Below are 25416 nucleotides of genomic sequence, written 5' to 3'. Positions count from 1 at the left end.
ATTTTTTGCATGACTTCGATGACCGATTCGCCCTATGCCGCCTGGATTGGACGTAGCGAGCAAACCACCGAACAGTTGAGTGCCACCCTGGCCAGGCGGATTGCCGCGACGCTTGGAGAAAGTGCTCCTGTTACAGGACAGGCATTACCTGCGTTGTGGCACTGGGCGTTCTTTCAGCCCGCGGTAGCGGAGGAGGGACTGGGAGAGGATGGCCACCCCGCCAGGGGCGGCATTCTACCCCCGGCGCACAACCGCAACAGGATGTGGGCCGGTGGCCGTGTGGAATTCCATGAACCGTTGCGCGTCGGTACTGACGCTACCCGCACCACGACGGTACTGCGAATCGAAGAAAAAGCCGGCCGTACCGGCTCACTACTGTTCGCGACCCTTCGTCACGATTATGTGCAAGAAGGGCGGCTGGCGATTCGAGAAGAGCAGGACATCGTCTATCGCGAACCTTCGCCCCCCAAACCCGGCAGCGGTGATGCGCTACCTCTGGCCGGCTGGCAAGAAACGATAACGCCGACGCCGACCCTGTTGTTCCGTTTTAGCGCCGTGACGTTCAACGCTCATCGTATTCACTACGACTGGCCTTACGCAACGCAAACCGAAGGCTATCCCGGCCTGGTCGTGCACGGTCCATTGATTGCGATTCTCAATCTGCGCGCCTTCTGCCGTGCCAATCCACAGGCGACGGTGCGTCGCTTTGAATATCGCGGTCAACGACCGCTTATCTCGCCCCAGCCCTTTTCCGTTGGCGGGCGCCTCTATGCGCCCGGCAAGGCTGAACTATGGGCAGGTAATGACGCAGGAATAGCGCAGCGCGCCGAACTGACTTTCGACTGAATCTCCCAGTATCCGATAACAAGAATCGAGGACACCCGATGAACCCCAACAGTGACGAACTCAATGCGATCCGTGAAGGTGTGCGCGCGTTGTGCGCCGAATTCGATGCCGCTTACTGGCGTGGGATCGATGAGAAAAAAGGCTTCCCGGAAGCCTTCGTCGAGGCGTTGACCAAGGCTGGTTGGCTGGCGGCGATGATCCCGGTGCAATACGGCGGCTCGGGCCTGGGCCTGGCCGAAGCCTCAGTAATCCTGGAGGAAGTGAACCGTTGCGGCGGCAACTCGGGCACCGTGCACGGGCAGATGTACAACATGTTCACCCTGTTACGTAACGGCAGTGAGGCACAAAAAAGCTACTACCTGCCGAAACTGGCCAGCGGCGAACTGCGCCTGCAGTCGATGGGCGTGACCGAGCCAACCACCGGCACTGACACCACCAAGATCAAGACCAGCGCCGTGCGCAAGGGCGACAAGTATGTGATCAACGGCCAGAAGGTGTGGATCTCGCGCATCCAGCATTCCGACCTGATGATTCTGTTGGCTCGCACCACACCCTTGGCCGACGTGAAGAAAAAGTCCGAGGGCATGTCGATTTTCCTCGTGGATTTGCGCGAAGCGATCGGCAATGGCCTGACCGTGCAGCCCATCGCCAACATGGTCAATCACGAGACCAACGAGTTGTTCTTCGACAACCTGGAGATTCCTGCCGATAGCCTGATTGGCGAGGAGGGCAAGGGCTTCAAGTACATCCTCGATGGCTTGAATGCCGAGCGCACCCTGATCGCCGCCGAGTGCATTGGCGACGGACGCTGGTTCATCGAGAAAGCCAGCGCTTATGCCCGCGATCGTGTGGTATTCGGCCGGCCGATCGGTCAGAACCAAGGTGTTCAATTCCCGATTGCCGAGGCCCACATCGAAATCGAAGCCGCCGACCTGATGCGCTGGCGTGCCTGTGCTGAGTACGACAGCGGGGTCAACGCCGGCGCCAGCGCCAACATGGCCAAATACCTGGCCGCCAAAGCCTCCTGGGAAGCCGCCAATGCCTGCCTTCAAACCCACGGCGGTTTCGGGTTCGCCTGCGAATACGACGTAGAGCGCAAGTTCCGTGAAACGCGCCTGTACCAGGTGGCACCGATTTCGACCAATTTGATCCTGTCCTACGTCGCCGAGCACCTGCTCGAATTGCCGCGCAGCTTTTAAGGAAAAATCCATGAGCCATACCCGTACGCTGGCAGCCTTTCTCGCCCGCCTGGACTATGCCGACCTGCCGCCAGCGGTGGTTGCCCGCACCGAAGACTTGTTCCTCGACTGGCTGGGCTCCGCGCTGGCCAGTCAGGGTGCGCACCCGATCCCGTTATTCGAGCGCTACGCCGCGACCATGGGCCCGGTAGACGGCCCCGCAACCATGCTGGTCAATGGCCGGGGCACCTCGGCGTACTTCGCCGCGCTGGTCAATGGTGCTTCCTCGCACCTGGTCGAGCAGGACGATCTGCACAACAGCTCTGTGCTGCACCCGGCCACCGTGGTCTTTCCCGCCGTGCTGGCCGCCGCCCAGGACCTGGGCAAATCCGGTGCCGAGTTGCTGTTGGCAGCCGTGGCCGGATATGAAGCCGGCATCCGCATCGGTGAATTCCTCGGACGCTCCCATTACCGGATTTTCCACACCACTGCGACCGTCGGCACCCTAGCCGCAGCGGTGGCGGTCGGCAAATTGATGGGTTTTGACGAAGAAAACTTCATCAACCTGCTCGGCACCGCCGGCACCCAGGCCGCCGGGCTCTGGGAGTTTCTGCGCGATGCGGCGGATTCCAAGCAGTTGCACACCGCCAAGGCCGCGGCCGATGGATTGTTGGCTGCGTACCTGACCCGCGACGGCCTGACCGGGGCGCGCAACATCCTCGAGGGCGAGCAGGGCATGGCCGCCGGCATGTCCAGCGATGCGCAGCCACAGTGCTTGTCCGATCGCCTCGGCAGCCGCTGGGCACTGTTCGAAACTTCCTTCAAGTTCCATGCTTCGTGCCGTCACACCCATCCCGCCGCCGATGCGTTGCAGGCGCTTATGCAGCGCGAGCGATTGCAGCATCAGCAGATCGCCAGGGTCGTTACCCGGGTGCATCAGGGCGCAATCGACGTGTTGGGCCGGGTCACGGTGCCGCAGAGCGTGCATCAGGCGAAGTTTTCCATGGGCACCGTACTCGGCCTGATCGCTGTGCATGGCAAGGCCGGCCTGCCAGAGTTCCAGCAACTGGCGCTGACCGACCCGGCCGTCAGCGAGTTCCGCGGCAAAGTGCTGATGCAACTGGATGCGGAAGTTGATTGCGCCTACCCCCGTCGCTGGTTGGGACGTGTCGAGGTGCATACCACCGAAGGTCGTGTGCTGCACGGGGCCATCGATTCACCCAAGGGCGATCCGGACAACACGCTGTCCCGAGCCGAACTGGAAGACAAGTTCCGCCGCTTGCTGGCCTTTGCCGGCGTGTTGAATAGCGATCAGGCCGGGATATTGATTGCCCGTGTCTGGGGGCTACGCAACGCACTGAACCTCAAGGGTTTGATGGAGAACATCGATGAGTAATGAACAGAGCAACCTGCGGCCGCTGGACGGCATTACCGTCATCAGCCTCGAACATGCCATTGCCGCGCCATTCTGCACGCGGCAACTGGCGGATCTGGGTGCACGGGTGATCAAGGTCGAGCGGCCCGGCAGCGGTGACTTTGCCCGTGGGTATGATCAGCGCGTGCGTGGCATGGCCTCGCATTTCGTCTGGACCAACCGCTCCAAGGAAAGCATCGCGCTTGATCTCAAGCAGCAAGAGGCCAAGGTCATTCTCGACCAGCTCTTGCAGCAGGCCGACGTGCTGGTACAGAACCTTGCACCGGGCGCCGCCGCGCGGATGGGGCTGTCGTTCGAGACGTTGCACAAAGACTATCCACGACTGATTGTCTGCGACATTTCCGGTTATGGCGAAGGCGGCACCTATGAAAACAAGAAGGCCTATGACCTGCTGATCCAGAGCGAAAGCGGCTTTCTGTCCGTGACCGGTAACGCCACGGAGGAGGGCATGGCCAAGGCCGGTTGTTCGATTGCCGACATTTCTGCCGGCATGTACGCCTACACCGGCATCCTCTCGGCGCTACTGCTGCGCGACAGGACCGGGCAGGGCAGTCGTGTCGAGATATCCATGTTGGAAAGCCTGGTGGAATGGATGGGCTTTCCGATGTACTACGCCTTCGAAGGCGCCACGCCACCGCAGCGCACGGGAGCGTCCCACGCGACGATCTATCCCTATGGGCCATTCCCTTCAGGCGACGGCGGCACAGTCATGATCGGACTGCAAAACGAGCGTGAATGGGTGCAGTTTTGCGAGCTCGTACTCAAACGTCCGGAATTAATCGACGACGAGCGCTTCAGCGCCAACTTCAAACGTTCGGACAACCGTCAGGCCTTGCGCGCCATCATTGTCGACGTGTTTGCCCAACTGGATGCCGCCACCGTCATCGAAAGGCTCGATGCCGCGAAGATCGCCAACGCCCAGGTCAACGACATGTCCGGCGTCTGGGAACATCCGCAGCTCAAGGCGCGAGGTCGCTGGACAGAAGTCGCCAGCCCGGCGGGCATACTGCCGACGCTGTTGCCGCCAGCCAGCAACAACACATTTTCACCGCGCATGGCGGCGGTACCGGGGCTGGGCCAGCACAGCAACTCGCTACTGGCCGAATTGGGTTACAGCGCCATGGATATCCAGCGCCTGAGCGAAACAGGCATTGTCCAGAACGGTTGAGGAGGCAGGTGTATGTCCAGTCTATGGGTTCGCTCGGCACTGTTCGTGCCAGGCAATCGTCCTGAACGATTCGCCAAGGCGCTGGCCAGTGGCGCCGACGCGGTGATCATCGATTTTGAAGATGCGGTACCGCCGGCGGATAAAACCCTGGCCCGAGAGCATCTGCAAGCGTTTTTAAAGCAAAACCCAGACGCCCGGCTATTGGTACGAATCAATGCGCCGGGCACCGATGAACACGAGGCCGACCTGGAACTCTGTCGCCAGCAACCAGGCGTCAGCGCAGTCATGCTGCCCAAAGCCGAGTCAGCGGCCCAGGTGAACCACGTAGCCACAAGCGGAAAACCCGTATGGCCCATCATCGAAAGCGCGCTGGGTGTGCTTGCGATTGGCGCCATCGCAGCGTGCAAGGGCGTGCAGCGCCTGACGTTCGGCGCACTGGACCTGGCGCTGGACCTGGGATGGAAGGTTGGCAGTCCTGGCGCAGAAACGCTGTTCGACCAGACCCGTTTTGCGCTGTTGTTGCATTCGCGGGTTAACGATTTGCCGCCGCCGCTGGACAGTGTCTACCCGAGTTTCGAGGATGACGCCGGGTTTGGCGCGGCCATGCGACGTGCTCGCGACATGGGTATGGGCGGTGCCTTGTGCATCCATCCGCGCCAGGTGCCCGTTGTGCATACGGCACTGGCGCCGAGTGCCGAAGAGTTGGCGTGGGCGCACCGTGTGTTGAGCGCGGCAGAGTCCGGCGAAGCAGCGTTCAAGGTAGATGGGGAAATGGTCGACGCACCGGTGCTGAGTCGAGCGCGCAGATTGTTGGCGATGGGCTAGATGTAAAAGGATCAAAAGATCGCAGCCTCGTTGCACTCGACAGCTCCTACAGGGTCTACGCACATCCTGCAGGAGCACGGCTTGCACGCGATTTATCGGTCGAAGCGAGCCAGTGTGCGTTCCAGTCCTTCCCGACATTCGATGACAATGCGCGCCACCAAATCGGCGCAAGTCGGAATGTCGTCAACCAATCCAATGACCTGACTGGCGCAGATCAGACCGGCGGCAATATCACCCGACTCCAATCCCTCCAAGCCTCTTTGGCCCGATAAGAGGTGCTGTAAGTCGTCATAACCCGCGCCGCCAGAGCGCCGCTCAAGTTCGATGATTTCCTGTGAGACGCGATTGTTAAAAAAGCGCGCCGTTCGCCTGAGCGTTCGCTTGATCAAAACGGTGTCACGTTCCGTAGCGGCTACCAGAACACGCTTGATTTCGTCATGGATGGTGGATTCTTGGGTCAGCATAAAACGCGTACCCATATTCACACCGTCGGCACCGAGAATCAGCGCGGCGGCCATACTGCGCCCGTTGGCGATGCCGCCGGAAGCAATGAAAGGGATTTTCAGGGCCTTACCCAACGCAGGAAGCATAATCAGGGCAGGGACATCGTCCTCACCGCAATGCCCCGCGGCTTCGAAGCCATCAATGGAAATCACATCAGCGCCGTAGCGCTCTGCAGACAAGGCATGCCGTACCGACGTGCACTTATGAATAATTTTAATCCCGTGCTCTTTCAGTCTCGCTATCACGGGCTGCGGATTGTTGCCGGCTGTCTCGACGATGCGAATATCACTGTTGATGATGGCCTCGATCCAGGCGTCGTAATTCACATCGCTGGCGGTCAGCGATAGCGTGAGATTCACACCAAAAGGCTTCGACGTAAGTTCACGGGTGCGCTCGATTTCATGACGCAAGCGATCTGGCGTCGGCTGCGTGCGCGCTGCCACCATGCCTAAAGCACCGGCATTCGAGACGGCCGCGGCCAGTTGCGCACGACCAACCCACTGCATGCCACCTTCTACGATGGGGAATTGAATGCCCAGCAACTCGGTAATGCGGGTTTTCATGATATTCATTCAAAGGGGTCTTTTTATGGGCGGGGGAGAAGCAGTGCGGGTGGATTACTCGCGACCGGGGAAATCTGGATCGCGTTTTTCGAAGAACGCCTTTACACCTTCCTCCAACGCTGGAGAATCGAAAAGTATCTGTTGTCGCTCTGCCTCATACGCCAGCTGGGCGCGCAGATCATTGCTGCTGGCGACCGCGCATATCTGGCGCGCCTCAATAATGCCGTGAGCGGGTAAGCGCGCCAGCTGCCGGGCCATCTGCGTGGCGACAGTGAGCAGCGCGGCATCATCAACACAACTCTGGATCAACCCCCATTGCTCAGCTTTCTCAGCCGAGAGGCGTTCTCCTGTAAGACACAATGCCAACGTACGTGCGGGACCAAGACGACGTTGGAGAAACCAGCAGGCACCCATGTCAGGAACCAACGCCAGTTTTTTGATGAACGGCAAGTAGAAATAGGCTGAGCGTGCGGCAAACACAATATCGCCAGCTAGCGCTAATCCGACTCCACCGCCTGCAGCCCCTCCGTTCAATGCAATGACAATCGGCACTGGAAGTTCATGCAGTTCGGTGATTAGCGGGTTGATCGAGTTGCGCATGACTTTCCCGGCGCGGGCGCCTCGCGACTCCTCATGATTATTGAAAGCACCGCTGCCTAGATCAGCACCGCAACTGAATAATTTTCCATTGGCTGTCAGCAGCAACGCGCGCACTGATTTATCGGTGCGTACCCGCGCGAGTGCGTCTCTGATCTCGCTAACCATATCGGCGGTGAAGGGGTTAAGTCGCTCCGGCAGATTCAAGGTAATGCAGGCTACGGAATTTTCCTGGGTGTAAATGATTGTCTGGTAACTCATGCAGGCTCTCCTTACTGACTGAAGAATTGGCCATTAGTGAGCGCTACGGTCACTCGCGATGATGCCGAGCGATGGCTCATGTCCCACGCTATCGCGAATGATTGGGTACAAGGAGCTACCCGGATCAGGGGGGAAGCACAAGCAAGAACAAATGGTCGTTCGCAATGCCCCCCCGGTAGGGGGAGGACGTTCCGGACGTTTACCTGACGTAACCTCGAGCCGCTCAAGTGAGTGCAGCGATGACAATCAAAATAATAAAATCGAGGTTATTTCATGACTTTACTGAACACCGTCGCACCTCCCGAAGTGGTCAATGCCGATGCCTTGTACCGCAGAATCACGCTCAGGCTGCTGCCGTTTCTTTTCATCTGTTACGTCATCAATTACATCGACCGTGCCAATATCGGTTACGCCAAGCTGCAGTTCACACAGGACCTGGGTTTCTCCGAAGCGGTGTATGGCCTGGGCGCGGGACTTTTCTATCTGGCCTACCTGCTGTTTGAAGTGCCGAGCAACCTGTACCTGCAAAAGATCGGTGCACGTGCAACGCTGACCCGCATCATGATCATCTGGGGCCTGGCATCAGGGCTGACGTGCCTGGTGACCACACCCATGCAACTGTATGTGGCCCGTTTCTGCCTCGGTGCCGCCGAGGCCGGTTTTTTCCCCGGTGTCGTGTTGTACCTCAGCTACTGGTTCCCGGCGGCGCGCCGCGGACGCATCAGTTCAATCCTGTTAATGGCGATCGTTACGGCCGGTTTACTGGGCGGCCTGGTATCCGGCTGGATCATGCATGAGGCCGATGGCTTGTTTGGCCTGCGCGGGTGGCAGGCGTTATTCGTGATCGAAGCGATACCGGCGATATTGCTCGGTTTGGCGGTATTTTGGGTGCTTGACGATTCGCCGCAGAAAGCCAAATGGTTGTCACCGGCCGAACGCGAACTGATTCGCCAGGATCTGGAAAAGGATCAGGCGCTCAAGAACTCCAAAGGGCATAGCGGGGCATTCAGCGCCTTGCGTGACCCGCGTATTCATCTATTGGCTCTGGTCTATTGCGCGGTTTGCGTAGGCTCGGCGGTCATCGGCACCTGGGGCCCGTCGATACTCAAGAGCGCCGGGGTCACGGATCTCAAGCAACTGGGCATGTTGATGATGCTGCCCTATCTGACGGCGGCCATCACGATGTATCTGGTTGGCCGCAGCTCCGATCGCCTGTTGGAGCGGCGCTGGCATGTGATCGTCCCATCCCTGGTGGCGGCAATTGCTTTTTTTGTCCTCAGCTTGCCCGACATCGGTGTGCCGTTGACGCTCTTGATGCTGTGCCTGGCTGCGGCAGGCGTGTACTCGGCGACGCCGGTATTCTGGACCATTCCTCCTACCTATCTGGGCAAGGACACGGCGGCGACCGGGATCGCGTTTATCAGCAGTGTCGGCGCCGGGGCCGCCGGTTTCGGTTCCGCTGCGCTGCTTGGATGGATCATGGCCGAAACGGGCAGTTTGAGTGTGGGCTTGGCGTCCGTTGGCGTCTTGGTCATTTTGGGATGCGGGCTGTTTCTCGCTTGCATGCCGACCCGGTTGCTGAAGCTCAAGCGCTGATAGCGGCTCCGTCGCTTCTGTTCCACATCCACTTTTAACGGTCACTCGATGTCCCTGTGCCAGGGGCAGCGATACAGCTCATCTGCAATTTCTGACTGGCAGTTGTCCAGGGGCCGAAACGGGCCTGGACAAGCTGCTGCGGACTGCAAAAAAGAAGAGATGTTGAAATGCATGTAAAGCAACTGTGCTGGTTTCCTTCGTTGGGGGCGTTGCTGAGTACGCTGCTGGCTTCACCGGCGGCCCTGGCTGAATTTGTGCAGCAGAGCCACGCCAGCCTGCTGACCCGCAACTTCTATCTCAATCGTGATTATCGCCAGCCCGATGCACCGCAGAATCTGTCTGCAGAGTGGGCACAAGGCTTCATCCTGCGCGCGGAGTCCGGCTACACCGATGGCGCGGTCGGCCTGGGGGTCGATGCCTTGGGGTTGCTGGGCGTCAAACTCGACTCCAGCCCCGAGCGCAGTGGCGGCACCGGATTGTTGCAACGCGACCGTGAAACGCGGCGTGCCGAAGATGAATATGGCGAGTTGGGCTTGACCGCCAAACTCAAGGTGTCGAACAGCGTGCTGAAGGTCGGTACGTTGACCCCACTTTTACCGTTGGTGATGTTCAACGACACCCGTCTGTTGCCCCAGACGTTCGAGGGCGCCTGGCTCAACTCCACAGAGCTCGACGGGCTGACCCTGGACCTTGGCCAATTGCGGCAGGTCAACCAGCGTGACTCCTCGGATAACGAGGCCCTGTCTGCGAGTCGTACCGCCCCGGGGCTTAAATCCGATCGCTTCGATTTTGTGGGGGGCAACTACAAATGGACCCCGGCGCTGAGCACGGGCCTTCATTACGGCATTCTGGAGGATGTGTACAAGCAACAAGTGGCGACGCTGGTGCATAGCTGGCCCATTGCGCCAGGACATGCCTTACGCACCGATCTACGCTGGTCCCACGAGAGCGCCGATGGCAGTGCCAGCGAGGTCGACAATCGCGCACTCGGGGCAGCGTTTACGTACAGCTACCGAACGCACCGCTTCGGTTTCTACTATCAGCAAATGGACGGTGACACGGGATTCGCCTACCTCACCGCGACCAATCCTTATCTGGTCAACCTGTTGCAGGTCAGCGATTTCGGCTCCGCCAAAGAGCGGTCGTACCAATTGCGCTACGACTACGACTTCGCCGCATTGGGCTTGCCGGGCCTGACGTTCATGACGCGTTACGTGCAGGGCAACAACGTCGAAGTGATTGGCAGGGCAGAGGATGGCCGGGAATGGGAGCGCGACACCGATATCGCTTATGTGATTCAAAGCGGCCCGCTGAAAAACTTTTCATTGCTGTGGCGAAACGCGACTGCCCGTACTGACTTTGGCAGTGATATCGATGAGAACCGCCTGATTCTCAGCTACTCGCTGGCCCTGTGGTGACCGCGTATCCATCCGCCTCCACGCCGTTCCCAATCCTGACAACAACCCCAACCATCCGGAGATCCCCATGTACATCACTCAAGGGCTGCATCGTCATCTGCAAAGTCGTCCCAATGCCGTGGCCATTCGTGCCGATGGCCGTAGCACCACTTACGCGCAATACGGTGACCGGGTAGCCCGCCTTGCCGGAGCGCTGCAGCACCTGGGCGTCGAGAGCAATGATCGGGTGGCCATGCTTGCGTTCAATTGCCAGCGCTATATCGAGTATTTTCTGGCCGTACCCTGGGCCGATGCCGTGCTCAACCCGGTGAATTTCCGCTGGAGTGCGGCGGAGATCATCTACTCTCTCGACGACTCCGAGACCTCCATCCTCATTGTCGATGACCATCACAAGGAGCTCGGCGCGAGGATCTTGAAAGAGGCTAAAACCCTGCGCCGGGTGATTTACGCCGGTGACGGTGAAACCCCTGCAGGCATGCTCGATTACGAAACACTGATTGCCGGCAGCGAGCCAGTTGAGGATGCGCGCCGTAGTGGCAATCAACTGCTGGGCATCTTCTACACCGGCGGTACCACCGGTTTTCCCAAAGGTGTGATGCTCAGTCATGACAACATCGCTTTTACGGTCATGAATGCCTTGATGCATGGCCGTTGCGGGGCCGATGCAGTGTTCCTGCACTCGATGCCGATGTTTCACCTGGCCGATTTCTCCGCGATGGCCGCCTTGTTTGTCAGCGGCGGCACGCATGTGGTCTTGCCTTCCTTCACGCCCAAGGGCGCGCTTGAGGCCATCGACCAGGAAAAGGTGACCGAGATTCTGCTGGCACCGACGATGGTCCAAATGCTGCTGGACTGGTACCAGAGTCAGGACCATGCACTGCAAGTCGGATCGCTCAAACGTGTCTGTTATGGGGCGTCATCCATTACCCCGGCGTTGCTTGACCGCGCGCGTACTGTTTTTTTCAATGCCGGTTTCTCGCAGAACTACGGCATGACCGAACTGGCACCCACCGCGACCACCCTGGGTGTGCAGCATCACACGCCCGAATGTCAGGCTAACGGCAGAATGTATTCGGCGGGGCTGCCAGCGGCCTGCGTCGAAATCCGTATCGTCGACGCCCAGGACAATGAGGTCCCCCGTGGAACGGTGGGTGAAATCATCGTCCGCGGCCCGAACGTAATGCTCGGCTACTGGAACAATCCCGAGGCCACCGCCGAAGTCTTGCGCGGTGGCTGGATGCATACGGGTGACGGTGGCTATATGGACGAGGAGGGGTTTGTTTTCGTCTGTGACCGGCTCAAGGACATGGTGGTCAGCGGTGGCGAAAACATCTATAGCGCCGAAGTCGAGACGGCCATTGCCCGCCATCCGGCGGTGGTGCAAAGCGCGGTCATCGGTATTCCTTGCCCGAAATGGGGCGAAACCGTGCATGCCGTGATCATTCTCAAACCCGATTGCAGCGTCAGTGGCGAAGACATCATCGCTCATTGCCGTCAATACATCGCGGGCTACAAAGTCCCCCGCAGCATCGAGTTCCGCGAATCACTGCCGCTAACCAGCGTCGGCAAAGTGTTGAAAACCGAGCTACGCAAACCGTTTTGGGAAAACCAGTCGCGGGGTATTGCCTGAGTCAAAATCAGCCAACGGCAGGCTCGTTCCCACATTCAATCCTGTTCCCCTGTAGGCCGCCGAAAGCTGCGATCTTTTGATTTGCCTTTGAAGATCGCAGCCTCTCTGCACTCCGCGATGGAGAGGGCGCTTCACAAGAAGAAAGCGTACCCAGGCGCGGCCTTGAATTGATGAAGCTAGAGATGCTCGTTATAGGAAGCTTTCACTCGCTTCGACGCACCTGAAGATTGAAACATTTACTAATATACTCACATCAACGAATGTTATGCGACGTCGTATGACATGTGTTCGACTGCACCCGTTCTCATAAAAAAAATAATGGAGATATCCTCTATGACGAGCATTCCTTCGGTCGAAGGTCAGGCTGCGGCACCTGCACAGAATCGATTCACACGAGTACTCAAACTGCTGGGGCCTGGGATTATCGCCGTGCTCTCTTGGCTCGGAGCAGGTGACCTGATTACGTCATCAGTGGCAGGGGCAAATTACGGTTACGCGATGATGTGGGTGCTGGCGGTTTCGCTGCTCCTGAGATACCTGATCGTAAACATCATCGCTCGTTTCCAGTTGTGCAATAACCAAGGCATGACGATCCTCCAAGGCTACGCGCAACTGAATCCCTTTTTCGCTTGGTTCATGCTCGTCTACGCCCTGCTAATGGGGCACTTGATGAACGCCTACATGATCAAGGGGGCGGGTGAGTCGCTGGCGATGTTATTTAAAATCGACCAGCCTCTGCTGTGCTCCCTGGCTGTAGTACTCGCAGTGTGGATGCTGGTGGGGCGTAATATTTATTCGATGATTGAAGGCGTGATGAAGGGGCTGCTGGCTATTATGACCCTGGCCTTTATCGCCTTGGCTGTGATGTCCGGCCCCGATGTCTCCGGTATCGTCAAAGGCACCATCGGCTTTAGCATCCCGCCAGATGAAGGGGTCCATGGCGCGCTGCTGGTGGCAGTATCGGTTATCGGCGCGGTTGCAGGCTCCATTGCCAACTTTGTGCACCCTTATGTCATGCGCCAAAAAGGCTGGGTAGGGCCACAGCACAAACGTATTCAACGTAACGATTTGCTGTTCGCAGTGTTCGTCGGGATCGTCATCAACTTGGCGATCTGGATCGTCGGCGCGGAAATCTTGCGGCCCAACGGCATCGAAGTGAAGACCTTGGGCGACCTGGGCAAAGCACTGGAAATCTTCTTTGGCCCGATAGGTTGGTATGTGTTCTTCATCGGGGTATTCGCGACGCTGTTTGCCAGTATTTCAGGCAAGACCACTGCGTTCCCGATGCTGATTACCGACGCCTTTCAGCATGTTCGTCCCGCGCGTCGGGAGAAGTACGGCAAAGAGTTTCATCATGACCCGATGCATAAGTGGTTCATGCTGTTCATCCTGGTGACGCCATTGATCTGGTCGCTGCCAGGCATGCCGGATTTCGTGACCCTGACCATTGGTGTGAGTGCGCTGAACATCATTGGCTTGCCGGTGATTTCCCTGGGACTGTTGATCATGTCCAATCAGAAATCATTGCTGGACAAGAAATACCGCAACAACCTGTTTGAAAACATCGCGCTGCTGTTTGCGACAGGTTTGGCGCTCTGGGTTGCCTTCCAGTTGGGTGTCGATCTGTTTACCTGACACCGAACCGCCGAGGGGACGCAACGTCTTCTCGGCGCGGGCAACTGGCATACAGCTTGAAAAGCATCATCTCAGTCGCGAATACAGCCGGTTGCTTGGCGTGCCCCCCAAGCGGGATATTGCGGTGTTGCGGGGGCAGGGGTAGCAACATAAATGAGCGCTTGAGCGGTGTTTGTACGCAGAGACCTGATGGGTCAGCAAGTTGGTGGGCGGCGTTACGCCGGGGCGTAACATTCTGGTGCATCTAGGATCAGATCTATCTGTTCAATCATGCGGGTGATTAGCATGCTTTCTGCGGACTCAATAGATGGCGCCAGATCAAGAGGATCCCAGTGATTTCCAAAGAACGCGAAAAATTTAATCTCCATCCCTTTATTTGTCGAAAGAGTCTCTGCCGCCAGAATGGCCAATTAAATTTCGAAATCGATTGCGATAGAACTGCGGAGCGAATTGAAAAGGCAGACCAGAGGGTTGGAGTTCATAGCTAAGCAATCCATTTAATTTTCAACACTGACAGTGAGGTCCGTATTGAAGAAACCCAGCCCGACACATGATTTAACATAATATACATTATGCGTAACAAAGTATTACAGGATCAGGCTCGTTGCACGCACATTTGAAGGCCTGAACCAGCCCCTGGGACCTCATCCCTCAGTCAGCCCTACGATCACTTGCGAATGCTCTGGAAATTGCTCGCTGAGCTTTTGCCGGTTCCCCATTTCCATATCCGCATAATCGAACCCTGGCGTCACCGCTTCACTGATCAATCCGAATCCCGCAGAGCCCGCCATCAACCGTGAAGCTTTCCAGATGCCGCCCGGTACCTGCAGTTGCAAACTTTGTCCTGCGATGACGTCGCTGCCCATCACGATGGTGTTCAGTGTGCCGTCTGGATAAATCAGTGTGTATTCGATGGCGTCGCCCAAATGGTAGTAATGCACGATGTCTGACTTGTTCAGGTGGAAATGTCCTGTTGGGGAATCCTGTGTCAACAAGTAAAAAATGGACGTCATGCAGAACCGTGGGCCGTCTGCAGTGATCAGCATGGGTTGATTGGCGGACTGGAACGTTCGGCGGTAATAACCGCCTTCCTGATGCGGTGCAAGATCCAGTTTGGCGATCAATTGTTCGATATCGTCTTTCTTGGCCATCAACCTCTCCGTTCGATGCATATCTACACATTTAGAAGACGTTAGGCGATTAACTCGACTAAAGGTCTATTTAGTAGAGTTACAAATATGCACCAAACAAGCGGCTTTTACTCCCCCATCGAAATCGGTTTGCTCAACTCCCCGATCTTCTCCAAGCGCGCCCGAACGATGTTGCGGCTGATGTTCAGCAGTCGCCCGGTTTGCAATTGGTTGCCATGGCAAAACCGGTACGCCGCGCGGAAAATGGTTTCTTCAATGTGCTCGTAGAGGTCTGGAATGTTTTGCTCGAACAATGCGTTGAGTGCCGCTTCCAGGTTTACCGGTGCAGCGATGCCGGGGCTTGCATGAACAGCCTGCTCCTGTTCGTGGCGGATACCCGAGGAACGCATGTCCACAAGATGCAAATCCGCTGGTGCGACCCGCTGATTACGGCACACCAGCAACGCATGATGAATCGAGTTTTCCAGTTCGCGAATGTTGCCTGGCCAACTGTGTTCCAACAGTTTTCGTTCGGCTTCGACGCTCAATGAAGCACGGTTGTAACCCAAACGCTGGCAGTGTTCTTCAAGGAAAAACTCAGCCAATGGCAAAATGTCGCCCGGTCGCTCACGCAGCGGCGGCAGGCGAATCGTGGCGACGTGCAATCGGTAGAAAAGATCCTCGCGAAAATGGCCGGCAACCACGGCATCCGCAAGGTTGACGTTAGTCGCGGCCACCAAGCGCACGTTGATGGGAATCGGCGTACGCGAACCCAGGCGCACCACTTCGCGCTCCTGCAAAACCCGCAGCAACTTAACCTGCATGTTCAGCGGTAAATCACCAATTTCATCAAGAAACAACGTGCCGCCATTGGCAGCTTCGAACCAACCGGCCTTGCTGGAAGTGGCCCCGGTGAACGCACCTTTTTCGTGGCCGAACAGCTCACTTTCCACCAGGGTTTCGGCGAAGGCACCGCAGTTCACTGCAACGAAAGGTTCGCGCCCTCTTCTACTCAAATTATGAATATGGCGGGCAACCAGCTCCTTGCCGGTTCCGGTTTCACCGATGATCAACGTGTTGGCTTCACTGGGCGCCAGGCGCTCGATACGACTGAGCAACTCCTGTGAGCGCGGGTCCTTGAACACCAGAACGGTGGCCCTTACCGACTTGGTCAATTCGCGGGCATTTGGATGAGTGATCAGCGACATAGTGCATTCCTGGCAGTAAAAGCGCGTGGTCAATAGTGCACTAAGATATTTAGACTAAAAAATTATTAATTAGCATTTGTATATTCCTGATTCGAATATGCCGTTCGATTGCTCCTCGCCTGCTGCTGGAGCAGCAATAGGCAAGCATCCCCCTGCTTGCTGATCAGCACCTACCGCTTCAAGCCACGCTTGCCCGCAACCCGAAAGCCAGGCCACGCAAGGCCTGCAGCCGGTTTTTCACGCTGTGGCATGCAATCTGCTCTCTCCCTCAAAACAGCAATACACCTGTAGGCGCTGACTTATCCGCGATGGTGGTTCAAAAGCTGAAGGGCCTCATCGCCAGCGAGTCGGCTTCTACAGATTGGGTTTCGAAATGAGCTATTTGGAGAGATGTCTATGAAACGTTTCTGGCGCAACGGCCTGGTCGCGTTGACCGGGTTACTGCTCAGTGCCACCGCACTGGCCGAACAGGCACCGACGGCGGTGAAGATCGCCATTGTTGCCTACACCCAAGGCGGCAAACCGGTGTTTGGCGGTATTGCCGGACGCGTTATCGAGGATGGCTGGCTCGAACAGCAACTGAGCCAGCGCGGCGTGAAACTCGAGTGGATCGCCCTGCCCCACGCCGGCGCCGGTCCGCAGATCAACGAAGGTTTCAGCAACAACAGTATCGATTTTGCCGTGCGCGGCGATCTGCCCTCGGTGATCGCCGGTGCGGGTGGCGTGCCGGGCAAATTGATCGTGCCCGGAGGCAGCGGCAACAACATCTACCTGGTGGTGCCAGCGGGTTCCGAGGCCAAGAGCATTGAAGACCTCAAAGGCAAACGCCTGGCCCTGCATCGCGGTCGGCCATGGGAATTCGCGTTCAGCAACTTTCTCGCCAGCAAAGGCCTGAAGCTCGACGATTTCAAAATCGCCAACCTCAACCCGCAAGTCGGTGCCGCGGCGGTGTCTGCTGGAAAAGTCGATGCGGCGGTGCTGCTCAGCGAGGCTTACGCGCTTGAGGACAAAGGCGTGGGCAAGATTCTCTGGTCGACCAAGCAAGGCGCCAATGACTGGCGCCTGGTCTCCGACCTCTGGGGTACGGACAACTTTGTGACGCAGCATCCCGACATCACGCAGTTGTTGGCGACGGCATGGGTCAAGGCCGCCTGGTGGATTTCTCAGGAACAGAACCAGGACGCCTACTACCAACTTTCCTCCCGTGCCGGCACCGCTGAAAGCGTGCTGCGTCGCGACGACCAGAACGATCCGGTGACCTGGAAGGAGCGCTGGGCGCCGAAGAGCGACCAACAACTCAAAGCCCATTACCAGGCCCTGACCGCTTACGCCCTGGCCAATCACCTGATTCGCGACAACTACGACATCACTCCTTCGCTGGCCACCGGTTTCACCAACCAGGCGCTGATTGATCTGAAACTTACCGACTACTGGCCGGCCTTGCGTGGCCAGGTCAGCAACAATCCATGAATAGGGAAATCCTGATGAAACTGCCGCAAAAATTCGTCTTCGGTTTAAGTGTCCTGGCGCTGTCCATCACAGCCATGGCGGCCGGTACACACGCACCAAAACCCGATCCGCAGCAAGGCGACGGCCGCGTCTCGGCGTTCTACACCTGGCAAGCAGTCATCCCGGCGACGCCCGGAAAACTGCTGCGCAGCGAGCCACTGGAAAAGACCCTTAGCCTGCCCAACGCCGCCAGCGCGCAACGGATTCTCTACACGTCCACCGACGGCATCGACAACAAAACCCCGATCGTGGTTTCGGGCACGCTGTTCCTGCCCAAGGGCAAAGCGCCCGCCGGTGGTTGGCCGGTCGCCAGCTGGGGCCATGGCACTGTCGGTGTCGCGGATGTTTGCGCGCCGTCCTGGCAAGGCCGTTCCTATCGCGACGTGCAGTACCTCAGCCGTTGGCTGGACGAAGGTTATGCCATTGTCGCCACCGACTATCAGGGCCTCGGCGTACCCGGTGGTCACCCGTTGCTGAACAATCGCATGGCGGCCTACGGCATTCTCGATGCGGCCAAAGCCGTGGTCGCCGGTGTTCCGGGGCTTGCGAACAAAGTGCTGATCGTCGGTCAGTCCCAAGGGGGCGCCGGCGCCTTCGCTTCGGCGGCCTATGCGCCGACTTATGCGCCGGACCTCGGCGTCAAAGGCAGCATCGGCACCGGCGTGATTTACACCGTGGGTGCGAAAAACGTCGGTGAGCAGGACGTCAACAAAGTCGACGCGTCCCTCGCCTATGGCTTCTACACGTTGCTAGCGGCGCAGCAGTACGACCCGAGCATCAACCCCAAGGACTTCTACACCGACAAAGCACTGCCTCTGTTCGAGCAGGCCCGCACCAGTTGCCTGGCGGCGCTGGTCAGCGATGTGGTGGGTGTCGGCCTGACCCCGGCAAACGCCAAAAAGGACTACAAGGGTGACCAGCTCGCGGCGTGGCAGAAGCAAGTGTCTTACCCGACGCTGAAACTGGCCCAACCGATTTTCATCGGCACCGGCGCTGAAGATAAAACCCCGGCAGCCTCGACCCAGGTCGCGCTGATGCAAGACGCCTGCAAAACCGGCTCCGTGGTTGAGGGCCATCTCTATAAAGGGCTGGGGCATAGCGAAACGGTCAACGCCTCCCTCAAGGACTCGGTGCCTTTCGCGCACAAGGTCATCAACGACCAGCCGATCACCCCGATCTGCAGCCCTAACGTGCAGTGAAACGGAGCCTTCGACATGAGCATTGAATTCTTCACGCGCCTGCCGCTTCACGGCGAAACCCAGTTCCTCCCCGGTGATCCGCGCAACCGTGGCGACTGGCATCGCGGGGGCCCTAGCACCGGCGCTGTCTCGGCGTTCAGCGTGGGCGACCACTTCACCTACATCGACTACCTGGGGCAGATCGCCAAGGCCGCTGAGATCAACGGCTTCGGCGGTGCACTGATGGTCAACGCCCCTTCGGGTGAAGAACCCTGGACCGTCTGCTCACTGCTCGCCCGGGAAACCCGTACGCTGAAATTCGTCACGGCATTCCAGCCCTACCACTACACGCCGTGGGTGGCGGTTCAGCAAGCCGCAACCTATCAGCGCGCCACTGGCAATCGCTTGGTGTGGAACATCATCAACGGCGGTTCGGATGCGATTCAGCGCCAGGTCGGTGACTTTAGCGATCACGATGAGCGCTATGAGCGCGCCATCGAGTTCATGGACGTGGTCAAGGGCTATTGGCATAACGAGAACTTCCACTACGAAGGTAAATTTTACAAGGCCGAAGGCGGTGGTTTGCGCGGGCCGTTGAAGAAGGCCGAGCTGCCACTGATCTGCACCGCCGGTTCATCGATCCCGGCCAGGGAGTTCGCGGCCAAGCACGCCGACTTCTACCTGATGCGCGCCGAGCATCCCGATGAAATTGCCGCGCTGATTGCCGATATCCGCGAGCGTGCACTGAAGTACGGGCGCACCGACATTCGTTTTGGCTTGTCGATCGATGTGATCACCCGGGAGACCGAGGAACTGGCTCGCACTGAAGCTAAACGTTTCTTCGATGAAGGCATCGCCAGGGGCGCGGTCAAGGCAGTCGCGGCGCATGCCGGGTTGCGCACCGCGCGCAAACTCAGTTACGAAACCGGGTTTGCAGAAAAGGCCGAGACCCAAAGCTTCGATGATTTCTTCATTCACCCTAACGTCTGGACCGGTTTCGGCTACATCGGTATTCCGCCGGGCTGCGCGCTGGTGGGCAGTTATGAAAATGTCGTGGCGCGGATACGCGAATACAACGCCATCGGCATTGATCTGTTCTTCCTCGCGGGCTACCCGCATCTGGAAGAAGCCTACCGCCTGGGCGAGCACATCCTGCCGCACTTTCGCAGTGAGCGCGCCGAACTGATCCGCCCTGCCCCGGCACCGCTGGAGTTGCGCTCCGCCAACGGTCCGGCCGGAGCCTGATGCCATGAGCGACGATCACTCATTGTTCAGCCGTCGGGGTTTTCTCGGCCACAGCGCGCTGCTTGGCGGCGGTTTGCTGCTCGGTGGCGGCCTGCTCGCTGGCTGCGGCCCGAGCAGCGAAAAGCCAAGCGTCAGCACCACGGCTAACAATCATCCGCGCTATGGCGGACGTCTGCGCCTGGGGATTCTCGACGGTAACCAGAGCGGCAACCTCGACGCGCACAAACCCATCGGCAGCGGCATCGTTCGCGGCTTTGCGCTCTACAGCAAGTTGTGGGAATGGGACGAGCAAATGCAGCCGCGCCTGGCCCTGGCTGAATTCGCCGAGCCGAACGCCGATGCCAGCAGCTGGACGCTTCGCCTGCGTCCAGACCTGGAGTTTCACCATGGCAAAACCATCGACGCCGATGACCTGATGTTCTCCATTCGCCGTCTCACCGATCCACAACTGGCCTCGCCCTACGCCGCGCTGTTGCACTGGGTGGACCGCGACAACCTGGTCAAACTCGACTCGCGCACCGTGCGCCTTAACTTTCGTGAAGGCCGCAGCTACATGCCGCTGGCGGAAACCTGGGTCAACTTTGGCGGGATCGTGCCGGTGGACTATCACCCGGTGACCAACCCGGTGGGCGCCGGCCCGTACAAACTGAAAAGTTTCACTCCCGGCCAGCGTTCGTTGTTCACGCGTTTCGAGAACTACTACAAGGACGGAAAACCTTACGCCGACGAGTTGGAAATCATCGATTTCAAGGATCAGGTTTCGCGCCTGGCCGCCCTGCGATCCGGGCAAATCGACATGGCCAACGTGATGCCCACCGAGCAATTGCAAGTGCTGCAGCGCGATCCAAGGCTCACCGTACTCAAATCGGTAACCGGCAACTGGTTGTCGTTCGACATGAACCTCGACAAACCGCCGTTCAGCGATCCACGGGTGCGCGAGGCATTTCGCCTGCTGGCCGACCGCGAAGAACTGGTGCGTCGGGCGCTCAACGGTCAGGGCCGAGTAGCCAACGACCTTTATGCGCCGAGCGATCCGACCTTCAACCACACGCTGGGGCCGCGACCTCATGACCCACAACGTGCGGCGCAACTGCTCAAGGAAGCCGGGCATGAAAATCTTGAACTGGAACTGGTGACAACACCTGGTCCGGGGCTGACCTCAGCCTTGGTGCTGGCCGAACAGGCCAAGCGCATTGGTGTCACGCTCAAGGTCAAACAAGTCGACCTGGCCACGTTCCAGGGCCCGCTGCGCACCGACTGGACACTGAGCACTGGCGGCAGCATCGGCGCGCCATTCCTGGCCAGTGCGATTCACACCGACGCGCCTTTTGCCGTGTCGAACAAGACCCATTTCAACGATCCGCAATTCAGCGAGCTGTTTCTGGCGGCCATGGCCCAACCCGACCTGGAGAAACGCAAGGCGCTGGTCCACCAGGTCCAGCAGATCCAGTACGAACGCGGCGGCATGTTGATCTGGGGCTACGCCGATCTGCTCGACAGTGTGGCCAACCGCGTAGGCGGCGCGGAGGCCGAGGAGTCGCTGTTCAGCACCTGGCGCTTTGAAAAGCTCTGGTTGAAAGACACGGCCTGACACCGCTACCTGTGGGAGCCGGCAGGCCAGTTCCCACAGGTTTTGCCGGGTGTCAGGGACATTGCCATACCCATTACATTTTTTTGCGAGGCCCATTCGTCATGCCCTCTATCGCCTTTCGTTTGCCTGTAAAACGCTCCGCCCTGGCCATGGCGGTGGTATCGGCATTTTCAATACCCACCTTCGCCGCCGACACTCAACTGCAAACCGTCACTGTTCAAGCCAGTGCTGGCGATTCCGACGATGACGCCCTGCCCACCCGTCCTGTGTCTTCGGTCTACGGCGGCATCGAAGCCAAGGTGCTCGACACCCCGCGCTCGATCACGCAGGTCAATGCCGAACAACTGGCGAACGACCCGATCCGCAGCGCTGACGACCTGGTCAAATACGCGCCGGGCATTACCCGCGGTGGCGGCCAGAACGCCGGGATCGCCCCACAATTTCGCGCCCAGGGTTCTGAAGTTTTCCAGGACGGCCAGCGCGCTTACGGTGTGCGGCACCCGGCCAACTTCAACGCCTATGAAGGTGCCGACATCGTCGCAGGTCCCTCTTCAGTGACCTATGGTTCGGTGTCCGGTAGTGGTGGCTACGTCAATTACCTGAGCAAAAAACCAAACTTCAATGAGTTCAAAACCAGACTCAGCGGTGAGTTGGGCACGTGGGTGCCGGACGGTGAATCCCGTGATTCCAGCAAATTCAGCGTTGATAACACCGGCCCGCTAAGTGACAACCTGGCCTACCGGATCAGCATTACCAAGCAGCGCCAGGAAGATTTCTACGACAACGTCGACAACAACTTCGACGCGTTCTACGGCGCCCTCGCCTGGCGCAACGACAACGTGCGCGTCGACTGGAATGCCAGTTACGACGACTACTACGACTACAACATCACCCACGGCTGGAACCGCGCCAACCAGGAGCTGGTGGACAGCGGCAAATATTACGCCGGGCGCGCGACGCCGATCATTCAGAACGGCAACACCCTGTGGTCGCCGGTACTCGCGTCCGGTGCGGCGGATGCGCCGACCCTTGGCTGGGTCAAACGCCAACGTAACGCGCAGGGCCAATACAGCGTGGTCGATGGCAGTTTCCAGTCCGCTTCGCCGAACACACGCGCCAACCCGGGCAGCCTGCGGGGCTGGGTGTATGACCCGTCGCTCGCCGGAAATGGCCTGACCTCGCTGTCCTCGCAAACCGGTCAGCGCGACGAGGATGAAAACAGCTCGCGGCGCTTCACCACGCAACTGCGGGTAGAAGCCGATCTGACGCCGACCATCACCTTGGCCAACAGCACGTTTTACCAGCGCTCGCGGGACATGACCGACGCCGTCGGTTCTTTCCAGGTGCAGTCCAAGGACAATATTTTCGATAATCGCTTCGAGTTTCGCTCGCGTAACGAAGTGCAGTTGGGCGGTTTGACCTTGCGGGATGACAGCAATACCGGGCTGATTTACCGCCGCGAGTTCAACCAGTCGATCGCTGCCAACAACAACTTCGGTTCGACCATCAACGCCTATGACCTGACTCAGGACCCATCGGGCAAGAATCCAGGGGATCTGCTGGGGCTGACCGGTTCCAACCCGGCCGGTGGCAACGGTGCCTGGATCGGCCAGCCCGGTGTGCCGCAATTTTCCAACTACTACGGCTGGCTGAATCTGCCGGCGATGTACCCGGCCGGTCACGGGCTCTATGCCGAATCCGTCGCGCCTTACACCGCTGAAGGCACCTGGACCACGCGGACATTGTTTACCCAGCACAACCTGAAACTGGGCGAGCGTGTCGGCCTGAACATCGGTGCCAGCCGCAGCTGGATCGACGCTGAAATCGAAAACCCGTTCGTGCTCGCCGGTGGCAACCCGCGCAAGGACAGTGACAACTACCGACTGTTTGCCTTTCAGGTCAGTCCGTACATCAAGCCCACCGAGAACAGCACGCTGTACTACACCTTCGATCGCTCGCTGGCGGTCAACACCGGGTTCTTCTCCAACGGCCTGGGCTGGGGCAGCGGTGCCGGTGCCAACCTGCTCAACCCGCTGGCGTTCGAAAGCCTGAGCGTATTGCACGAAGTCGGGTTGAAAGTCGAAGCCGTGCCCAACCAACTGTTCATGACCCTGGCGGCATTCAAGCAGGAACGGGATCAATCCCCCGACAGCAATAACAACATTGCGCGACTGGTGATCAAGGGCGTGGAGTCGACCATTCGTTACCAGCCTGACGATCACCTGCGCACAGCGCTGAACCTTTCGAAACTCACCGCCTACAACGAATTTGCCTCCCAGGCCGGTTTCGCCTCGGCAGGCTTCATTCCCGACAACGGCACGGTGTTCGGCGACAACAACAGCCTCAACCAGCGGCCGTCCGGACGCTTCGACGCAGTACAGATTCCCGAGTACACCGCCAGTGGTTACGTCGACTACCGCTTCGATTCAGGTTTCGGCGCCGAACTGTCCGGCTGGTGGACCAGCAGTTGGTATCTGAACCTGAGCAAGACCGTAAAGATCCCCGACGAATACAACCTCGACCTGGCCCTGTACTACCGCCAGCCGCAGTGGAGCACCACTTTGCGCGTGCTCAACTTGACCAACGAGCTGAACTTCGTCAGCGGCCTGGCCGGGTCTACCAATACCTTCCTGCAACCCATGCCAGGCCGCACCTTGCTGGCCCAGGTGGATTACCAGTTCTAAGCCCGCGGCCAAACCACTGGCCGCCAACAGGAGTGTTCCAATGTCCATTGAATTCGTCGGCATGATTTTCCCCCGCCAGTGGTCCGAGACCCGGGGCGTGCGCAGTCCGGATTTCGATCTGGCGTTCATTCGTCACCATGCCCGCGCCCATGAGCATGCAGGGTTCGACCGGGTGCTGATTGCCAGCGGGCCGGGCAGCGCCGACAGTTTGCAGATCGCCGCCTACGCCGCCGCTCACACCGAACGGTTGGGGTTCATGATCGCTCACCGTCCGGGGCTCACCGCCCCAACAGTCGCGGCCCGGTCTTTCGCGACACTGGATCACACCACCGGCGGTGGCCGGATTCGCCTGCATGCCATCACCGGGATCACTGCCGAACCTCAGGAAGGTGACTTCCTGCTGGACAAGACCGAACGCTATAAACGTACGGATGAATACCTGGAAATCGTCCGCCGGACGTGGACCGCCGAGGAGCCTTTCGACTTCGAAGGGAAATACTTCAACATCAAGGGCGCGTTCTCACCGGTCAAACCGTTGCAGCAGCCGCACATTCCGATTTCCTTTGGCGGGTCTTCGGACATTGCCTATCAGATCGCAGTGAAACATGCGGACCTGTATGCGTTGTGGGGTGAGCCATTGAGCGGCGTGGCCGAACAGATCGGCAAGCTGCGCGCGGCCGCCAGTGCAGCGGGTGTCGAGGCACCGCGTGTCAGTCTGTCCGTACGATTGATTCTGGGTGCGACCGAGGAATTGGCGTGGCAACGCGCCCATCAAATCCTTGAACAGATCAAGGCCAACCCGCAGTTTGCGGCCGGCAGCCCCTGGCAGAAACGCATCAAGGGCACCGGATCCGAACGCCTGCTCGCCGCAGCAGCGCTGGGCGATCGTCATGACCGTGCGCTCTGGATGCCCACCGCCACTGCCGTCGGTGCCTACGGCGACACCACCGCGTTGGTCGGCACCCCGGAAACCGTGGCCCAGGCGTTGCTCGATTACGTCGATCTGGGAGTGACGACGTTCCTTAACCGAGGGTACGACCCGCTCTACGACACCGTGGATTACGGACGCTGGATCATCCCGGCCGTGCGCGAAGAAGCACGCCGTCGTCAGGCGCGGGTGGCGTAAGGCCGGTAAATCAAAAGATCGCAGCCTTCGGCAGTTCCTACAGGGGAACACAGTCATCTGTAGGCTGCGATCTTTCGATCTTGCTGTTG

19 protein-coding genes are annotated in these 25416 nt (G+C 58.8%); 15 read left to right on the top strand and 4 right to left on the bottom strand.

Annotated features, from left to right (window positions below; all coding sequences use genetic code 11):
- Positions 1-18 precede the first annotated feature (18 nt).
- The 5 genes from KVG88_RS02315 to KVG88_RS02295 are packed head-to-tail and all read left to right on the top strand — an operon-like array spanning position 19 to position 5452.
- The gene (locus KVG88_RS02315) at positions 19-846 is read left to right on the top strand and encodes an HTD2 family dehydratase (protein ID WP_217870855.1); all 828 of its coding nucleotides are present in this window, start codon (positions 19-21) and stop codon (positions 844-846) included.
- Positions 847-884: 38 nt separating this feature from the next.
- Positions 885-2045, top strand: coding sequence for an acyl-CoA dehydrogenase family protein (locus KVG88_RS02310; protein ID WP_217870185.1), 1161 nt, complete (start codon positions 885-887; stop codon positions 2043-2045).
- Between the two features lie 10 nt (positions 2046-2055).
- The gene (locus tag KVG88_RS02305; protein ID WP_217870184.1) at positions 2056-3420 is read left to right on the top strand and encodes an MmgE/PrpD family protein; all 1365 of its coding nucleotides are present in this window, start codon (positions 2056-2058) and stop codon (positions 3418-3420) included.
- Positions 3413-4627: a CaiB/BaiF CoA transferase family protein gene (locus KVG88_RS02300; protein ID WP_217870183.1), complete on the top strand. Its 1215-nt coding sequence runs from the start codon at positions 3413-3415 to the stop codon at positions 4625-4627. Before KVG88_RS02305 ends, KVG88_RS02300 begins: the two co-directional genes overlap by 8 nt.
- 12 nt (positions 4628-4639) lie before the next feature.
- On the top strand, positions 4640-5452 hold the full coding sequence (locus KVG88_RS02295) for an HpcH/HpaI aldolase/citrate lyase family protein (protein ID WP_217870182.1): 813 nt from the start codon (positions 4640-4642) through the stop codon (positions 5450-5452).
- A 92-nt stretch (positions 5453-5544) separates the two neighbouring features.
- Here KVG88_RS02295 and KVG88_RS02290 read toward each other — a convergent pair whose 3' ends face one another.
- Both KVG88_RS02290 and KVG88_RS02285 read right to left on the bottom strand, forming a co-directional pair.
- Positions 5545-6528 (bottom strand): NAD(P)H-dependent flavin oxidoreductase, encoded by a 984-nt coding sequence (locus KVG88_RS02290; protein WP_217870181.1) that lies wholly within the window; start codon positions 6526-6528, stop codon positions 5545-5547.
- A 45-nt stretch (positions 6529-6573) separates the two neighbouring features.
- On the bottom strand, positions 6574-7377 hold the full coding sequence (locus KVG88_RS02285; RefSeq protein WP_217870180.1) for an enoyl-CoA hydratase-related protein: 804 nt from the start codon (positions 7375-7377) through the stop codon (positions 6574-6576).
- 273 nt (positions 7378-7650) lie between these two features.
- On the opposite strand from KVG88_RS02285, the gene KVG88_RS02280 reads away from it, so the two are divergent.
- From KVG88_RS02280 to KVG88_RS02265, 4 genes are all read left to right on the top strand, one after another.
- The gene (locus KVG88_RS02280) at positions 7651-8973 is read left to right on the top strand and encodes an MFS transporter (RefSeq protein WP_217870179.1); all 1323 of its coding nucleotides are present in this window, start codon (positions 7651-7653) and stop codon (positions 8971-8973) included.
- Between the two features lie 167 nt (positions 8974-9140).
- Positions 9141-10391 carry an OprD family porin gene (locus tag KVG88_RS02275; protein ID WP_217870178.1) on the top strand — a complete coding sequence of 417 codons (1251 nt, stop codon included), beginning with the start codon at positions 9141-9143 and terminating at the stop codon, positions 10389-10391.
- A 67-nt stretch (positions 10392-10458) separates the two neighbouring features.
- A complete protein-coding gene (locus tag KVG88_RS02270; protein ID WP_217870177.1) occupies positions 10459-12021 on the top strand; it encodes a long-chain-fatty-acid--CoA ligase in 1563 nt (520 codons plus the stop codon).
- A 333-nt stretch (positions 12022-12354) separates the two neighbouring features.
- Positions 12355-13656 (top strand): Nramp family divalent metal transporter, encoded by a 1302-nt coding sequence (locus KVG88_RS02265; RefSeq protein ID WP_150700432.1) that lies wholly within the window; start codon positions 12355-12357, stop codon positions 13654-13656.
- Positions 13657-14300: 644 nt separating this feature from the next.
- On the opposite strand, the gene KVG88_RS02260 is transcribed toward KVG88_RS02265, so the two are convergent.
- The gene (locus KVG88_RS02260) at positions 14301-14807 is read right to left on the bottom strand and encodes a cupin domain-containing protein (protein ID WP_225933837.1); all 507 of its coding nucleotides are present in this window, start codon (positions 14805-14807) and stop codon (positions 14301-14303) included.
- 107 nt (positions 14808-14914) lie between these two features.
- Positions 14915-15994, bottom strand: coding sequence for a sigma-54 interaction domain-containing protein (locus KVG88_RS02255; RefSeq protein ID WP_217870175.1), 1080 nt, complete (start codon positions 15992-15994; stop codon positions 14915-14917).
- A gap of 396 nt (positions 15995-16390) precedes the next feature.
- On the opposite strand from KVG88_RS02255, the gene KVG88_RS02250 reads away from it, so the two are divergent.
- From KVG88_RS02250 to KVG88_RS02225, 6 genes are all read left to right on the top strand, one after another.
- Complete coding sequence (locus KVG88_RS02250) at positions 16391-17464, top strand: ABC transporter substrate-binding protein (RefSeq protein WP_150700428.1); 1074 nt, start codon at positions 16391-16393, stop codon at positions 17462-17464.
- Positions 17465-17478: 14 nt separating this feature from the next.
- Entirely contained in the window at positions 17479-18702 is a 1224-nt protein-coding gene (locus tag KVG88_RS02245) for a lipase family protein (protein WP_150700427.1), read from the top strand.
- A gap of 15 nt (positions 18703-18717) precedes the next feature.
- Positions 18718-19926 (top strand): LLM class flavin-dependent oxidoreductase, encoded by a 1209-nt coding sequence (locus KVG88_RS02240; protein WP_217870174.1) that lies wholly within the window; start codon positions 18718-18720, stop codon positions 19924-19926.
- A 4-nt stretch (positions 19927-19930) separates the two neighbouring features.
- A complete protein-coding gene (locus tag KVG88_RS02235) occupies positions 19931-21517 on the top strand; it encodes an ABC transporter substrate-binding protein (protein ID WP_217870173.1) in 1587 nt (528 codons plus the stop codon).
- Between the two features lie 101 nt (positions 21518-21618).
- Positions 21619-24201 carry a TonB-dependent receptor plug domain-containing protein gene (locus tag KVG88_RS02230; protein WP_217870172.1) on the top strand — a complete coding sequence of 861 codons (2583 nt, stop codon included), beginning with the start codon at positions 21619-21621 and terminating at the stop codon, positions 24199-24201.
- A 40-nt stretch (positions 24202-24241) separates the two neighbouring features.
- Positions 24242-25327, top strand: coding sequence for an LLM class flavin-dependent oxidoreductase (locus KVG88_RS02225; RefSeq protein WP_217870171.1), 1086 nt, complete (start codon positions 24242-24244; stop codon positions 25325-25327).
- The last annotated feature ends 89 nt before the right edge of the window (positions 25328-25416 follow it).

This window comes from Pseudomonas azerbaijanoccidentalis (assembly GCF_019145495.1).
Classification (GTDB): domain Bacteria; phylum Pseudomonadota; class Gammaproteobacteria; order Pseudomonadales; family Pseudomonadaceae; genus Aquipseudomonas; species Aquipseudomonas azerbaijanoccidentalis.
This window is presented reverse-complemented; position numbering and strand designations above follow the sequence as displayed.

Coding starts and splice junctions, on each gene's coding strand:
- KVG88_RS02315 (WP_217870855.1), top strand. CDS start 19: ATGACCGATTCGCCCTATGCCGCCTGGATTGGACGTAGCGAGCAAACC.
- KVG88_RS02310 (WP_217870185.1), top strand. CDS start 885: ATGAACCCCAACAGTGACGAACTCAATGCGATCCGTGAAGGTGTGCGC.
- KVG88_RS02305 (WP_217870184.1), top strand. CDS start 2,056: ATGAGCCATACCCGTACGCTGGCAGCCTTTCTCGCCCGCCTGGACTAT.
- KVG88_RS02300 (WP_217870183.1), top strand. CDS start 3,413: ATGAGTAATGAACAGAGCAACCTGCGGCCGCTGGACGGCATTACCGTC.
- KVG88_RS02295 (WP_217870182.1), top strand. CDS start 4,640: ATGTCCAGTCTATGGGTTCGCTCGGCACTGTTCGTGCCAGGCAATCGT.
- KVG88_RS02290 (WP_217870181.1), bottom strand. CDS start 6,528: ATGAATATCATGAAAACCCGCATTACCGAGTTGCTGGGCATTCAATTC.
- KVG88_RS02285 (WP_217870180.1), bottom strand. CDS start 7,377: ATGAGTTACCAGACAATCATTTACACCCAGGAAAATTCCGTAGCCTGC.
- KVG88_RS02280 (WP_217870179.1), top strand. CDS start 7,651: ATGACTTTACTGAACACCGTCGCACCTCCCGAAGTGGTCAATGCCGAT.
- KVG88_RS02275 (WP_217870178.1), top strand. CDS start 9,141: ATGCATGTAAAGCAACTGTGCTGGTTTCCTTCGTTGGGGGCGTTGCTG.
- KVG88_RS02270 (WP_217870177.1), top strand. CDS start 10,459: ATGTACATCACTCAAGGGCTGCATCGTCATCTGCAAAGTCGTCCCAAT.
- KVG88_RS02265 (WP_150700432.1), top strand. CDS start 12,355: ATGACGAGCATTCCTTCGGTCGAAGGTCAGGCTGCGGCACCTGCACAG.
- KVG88_RS02260 (WP_225933837.1), bottom strand. CDS start 14,807: ATGGCCAAGAAAGACGATATCGAACAATTGATCGCCAAACTGGATCTT.
- KVG88_RS02255 (WP_217870175.1), bottom strand. CDS start 15,994: ATGTCGCTGATCACTCATCCAAATGCCCGCGAATTGACCAAGTCGGTA.
- KVG88_RS02250 (WP_150700428.1), top strand. CDS start 16,391: ATGAAACGTTTCTGGCGCAACGGCCTGGTCGCGTTGACCGGGTTACTG.
- KVG88_RS02245 (WP_150700427.1), top strand. CDS start 17,479: ATGAAACTGCCGCAAAAATTCGTCTTCGGTTTAAGTGTCCTGGCGCTG.
- KVG88_RS02240 (WP_217870174.1), top strand. CDS start 18,718: ATGAGCATTGAATTCTTCACGCGCCTGCCGCTTCACGGCGAAACCCAG.
- KVG88_RS02235 (WP_217870173.1), top strand. CDS start 19,931: ATGAGCGACGATCACTCATTGTTCAGCCGTCGGGGTTTTCTCGGCCAC.
- KVG88_RS02230 (WP_217870172.1), top strand. CDS start 21,619: ATGCCCTCTATCGCCTTTCGTTTGCCTGTAAAACGCTCCGCCCTGGCC.
- KVG88_RS02225 (WP_217870171.1), top strand. CDS start 24,242: ATGTCCATTGAATTCGTCGGCATGATTTTCCCCCGCCAGTGGTCCGAG.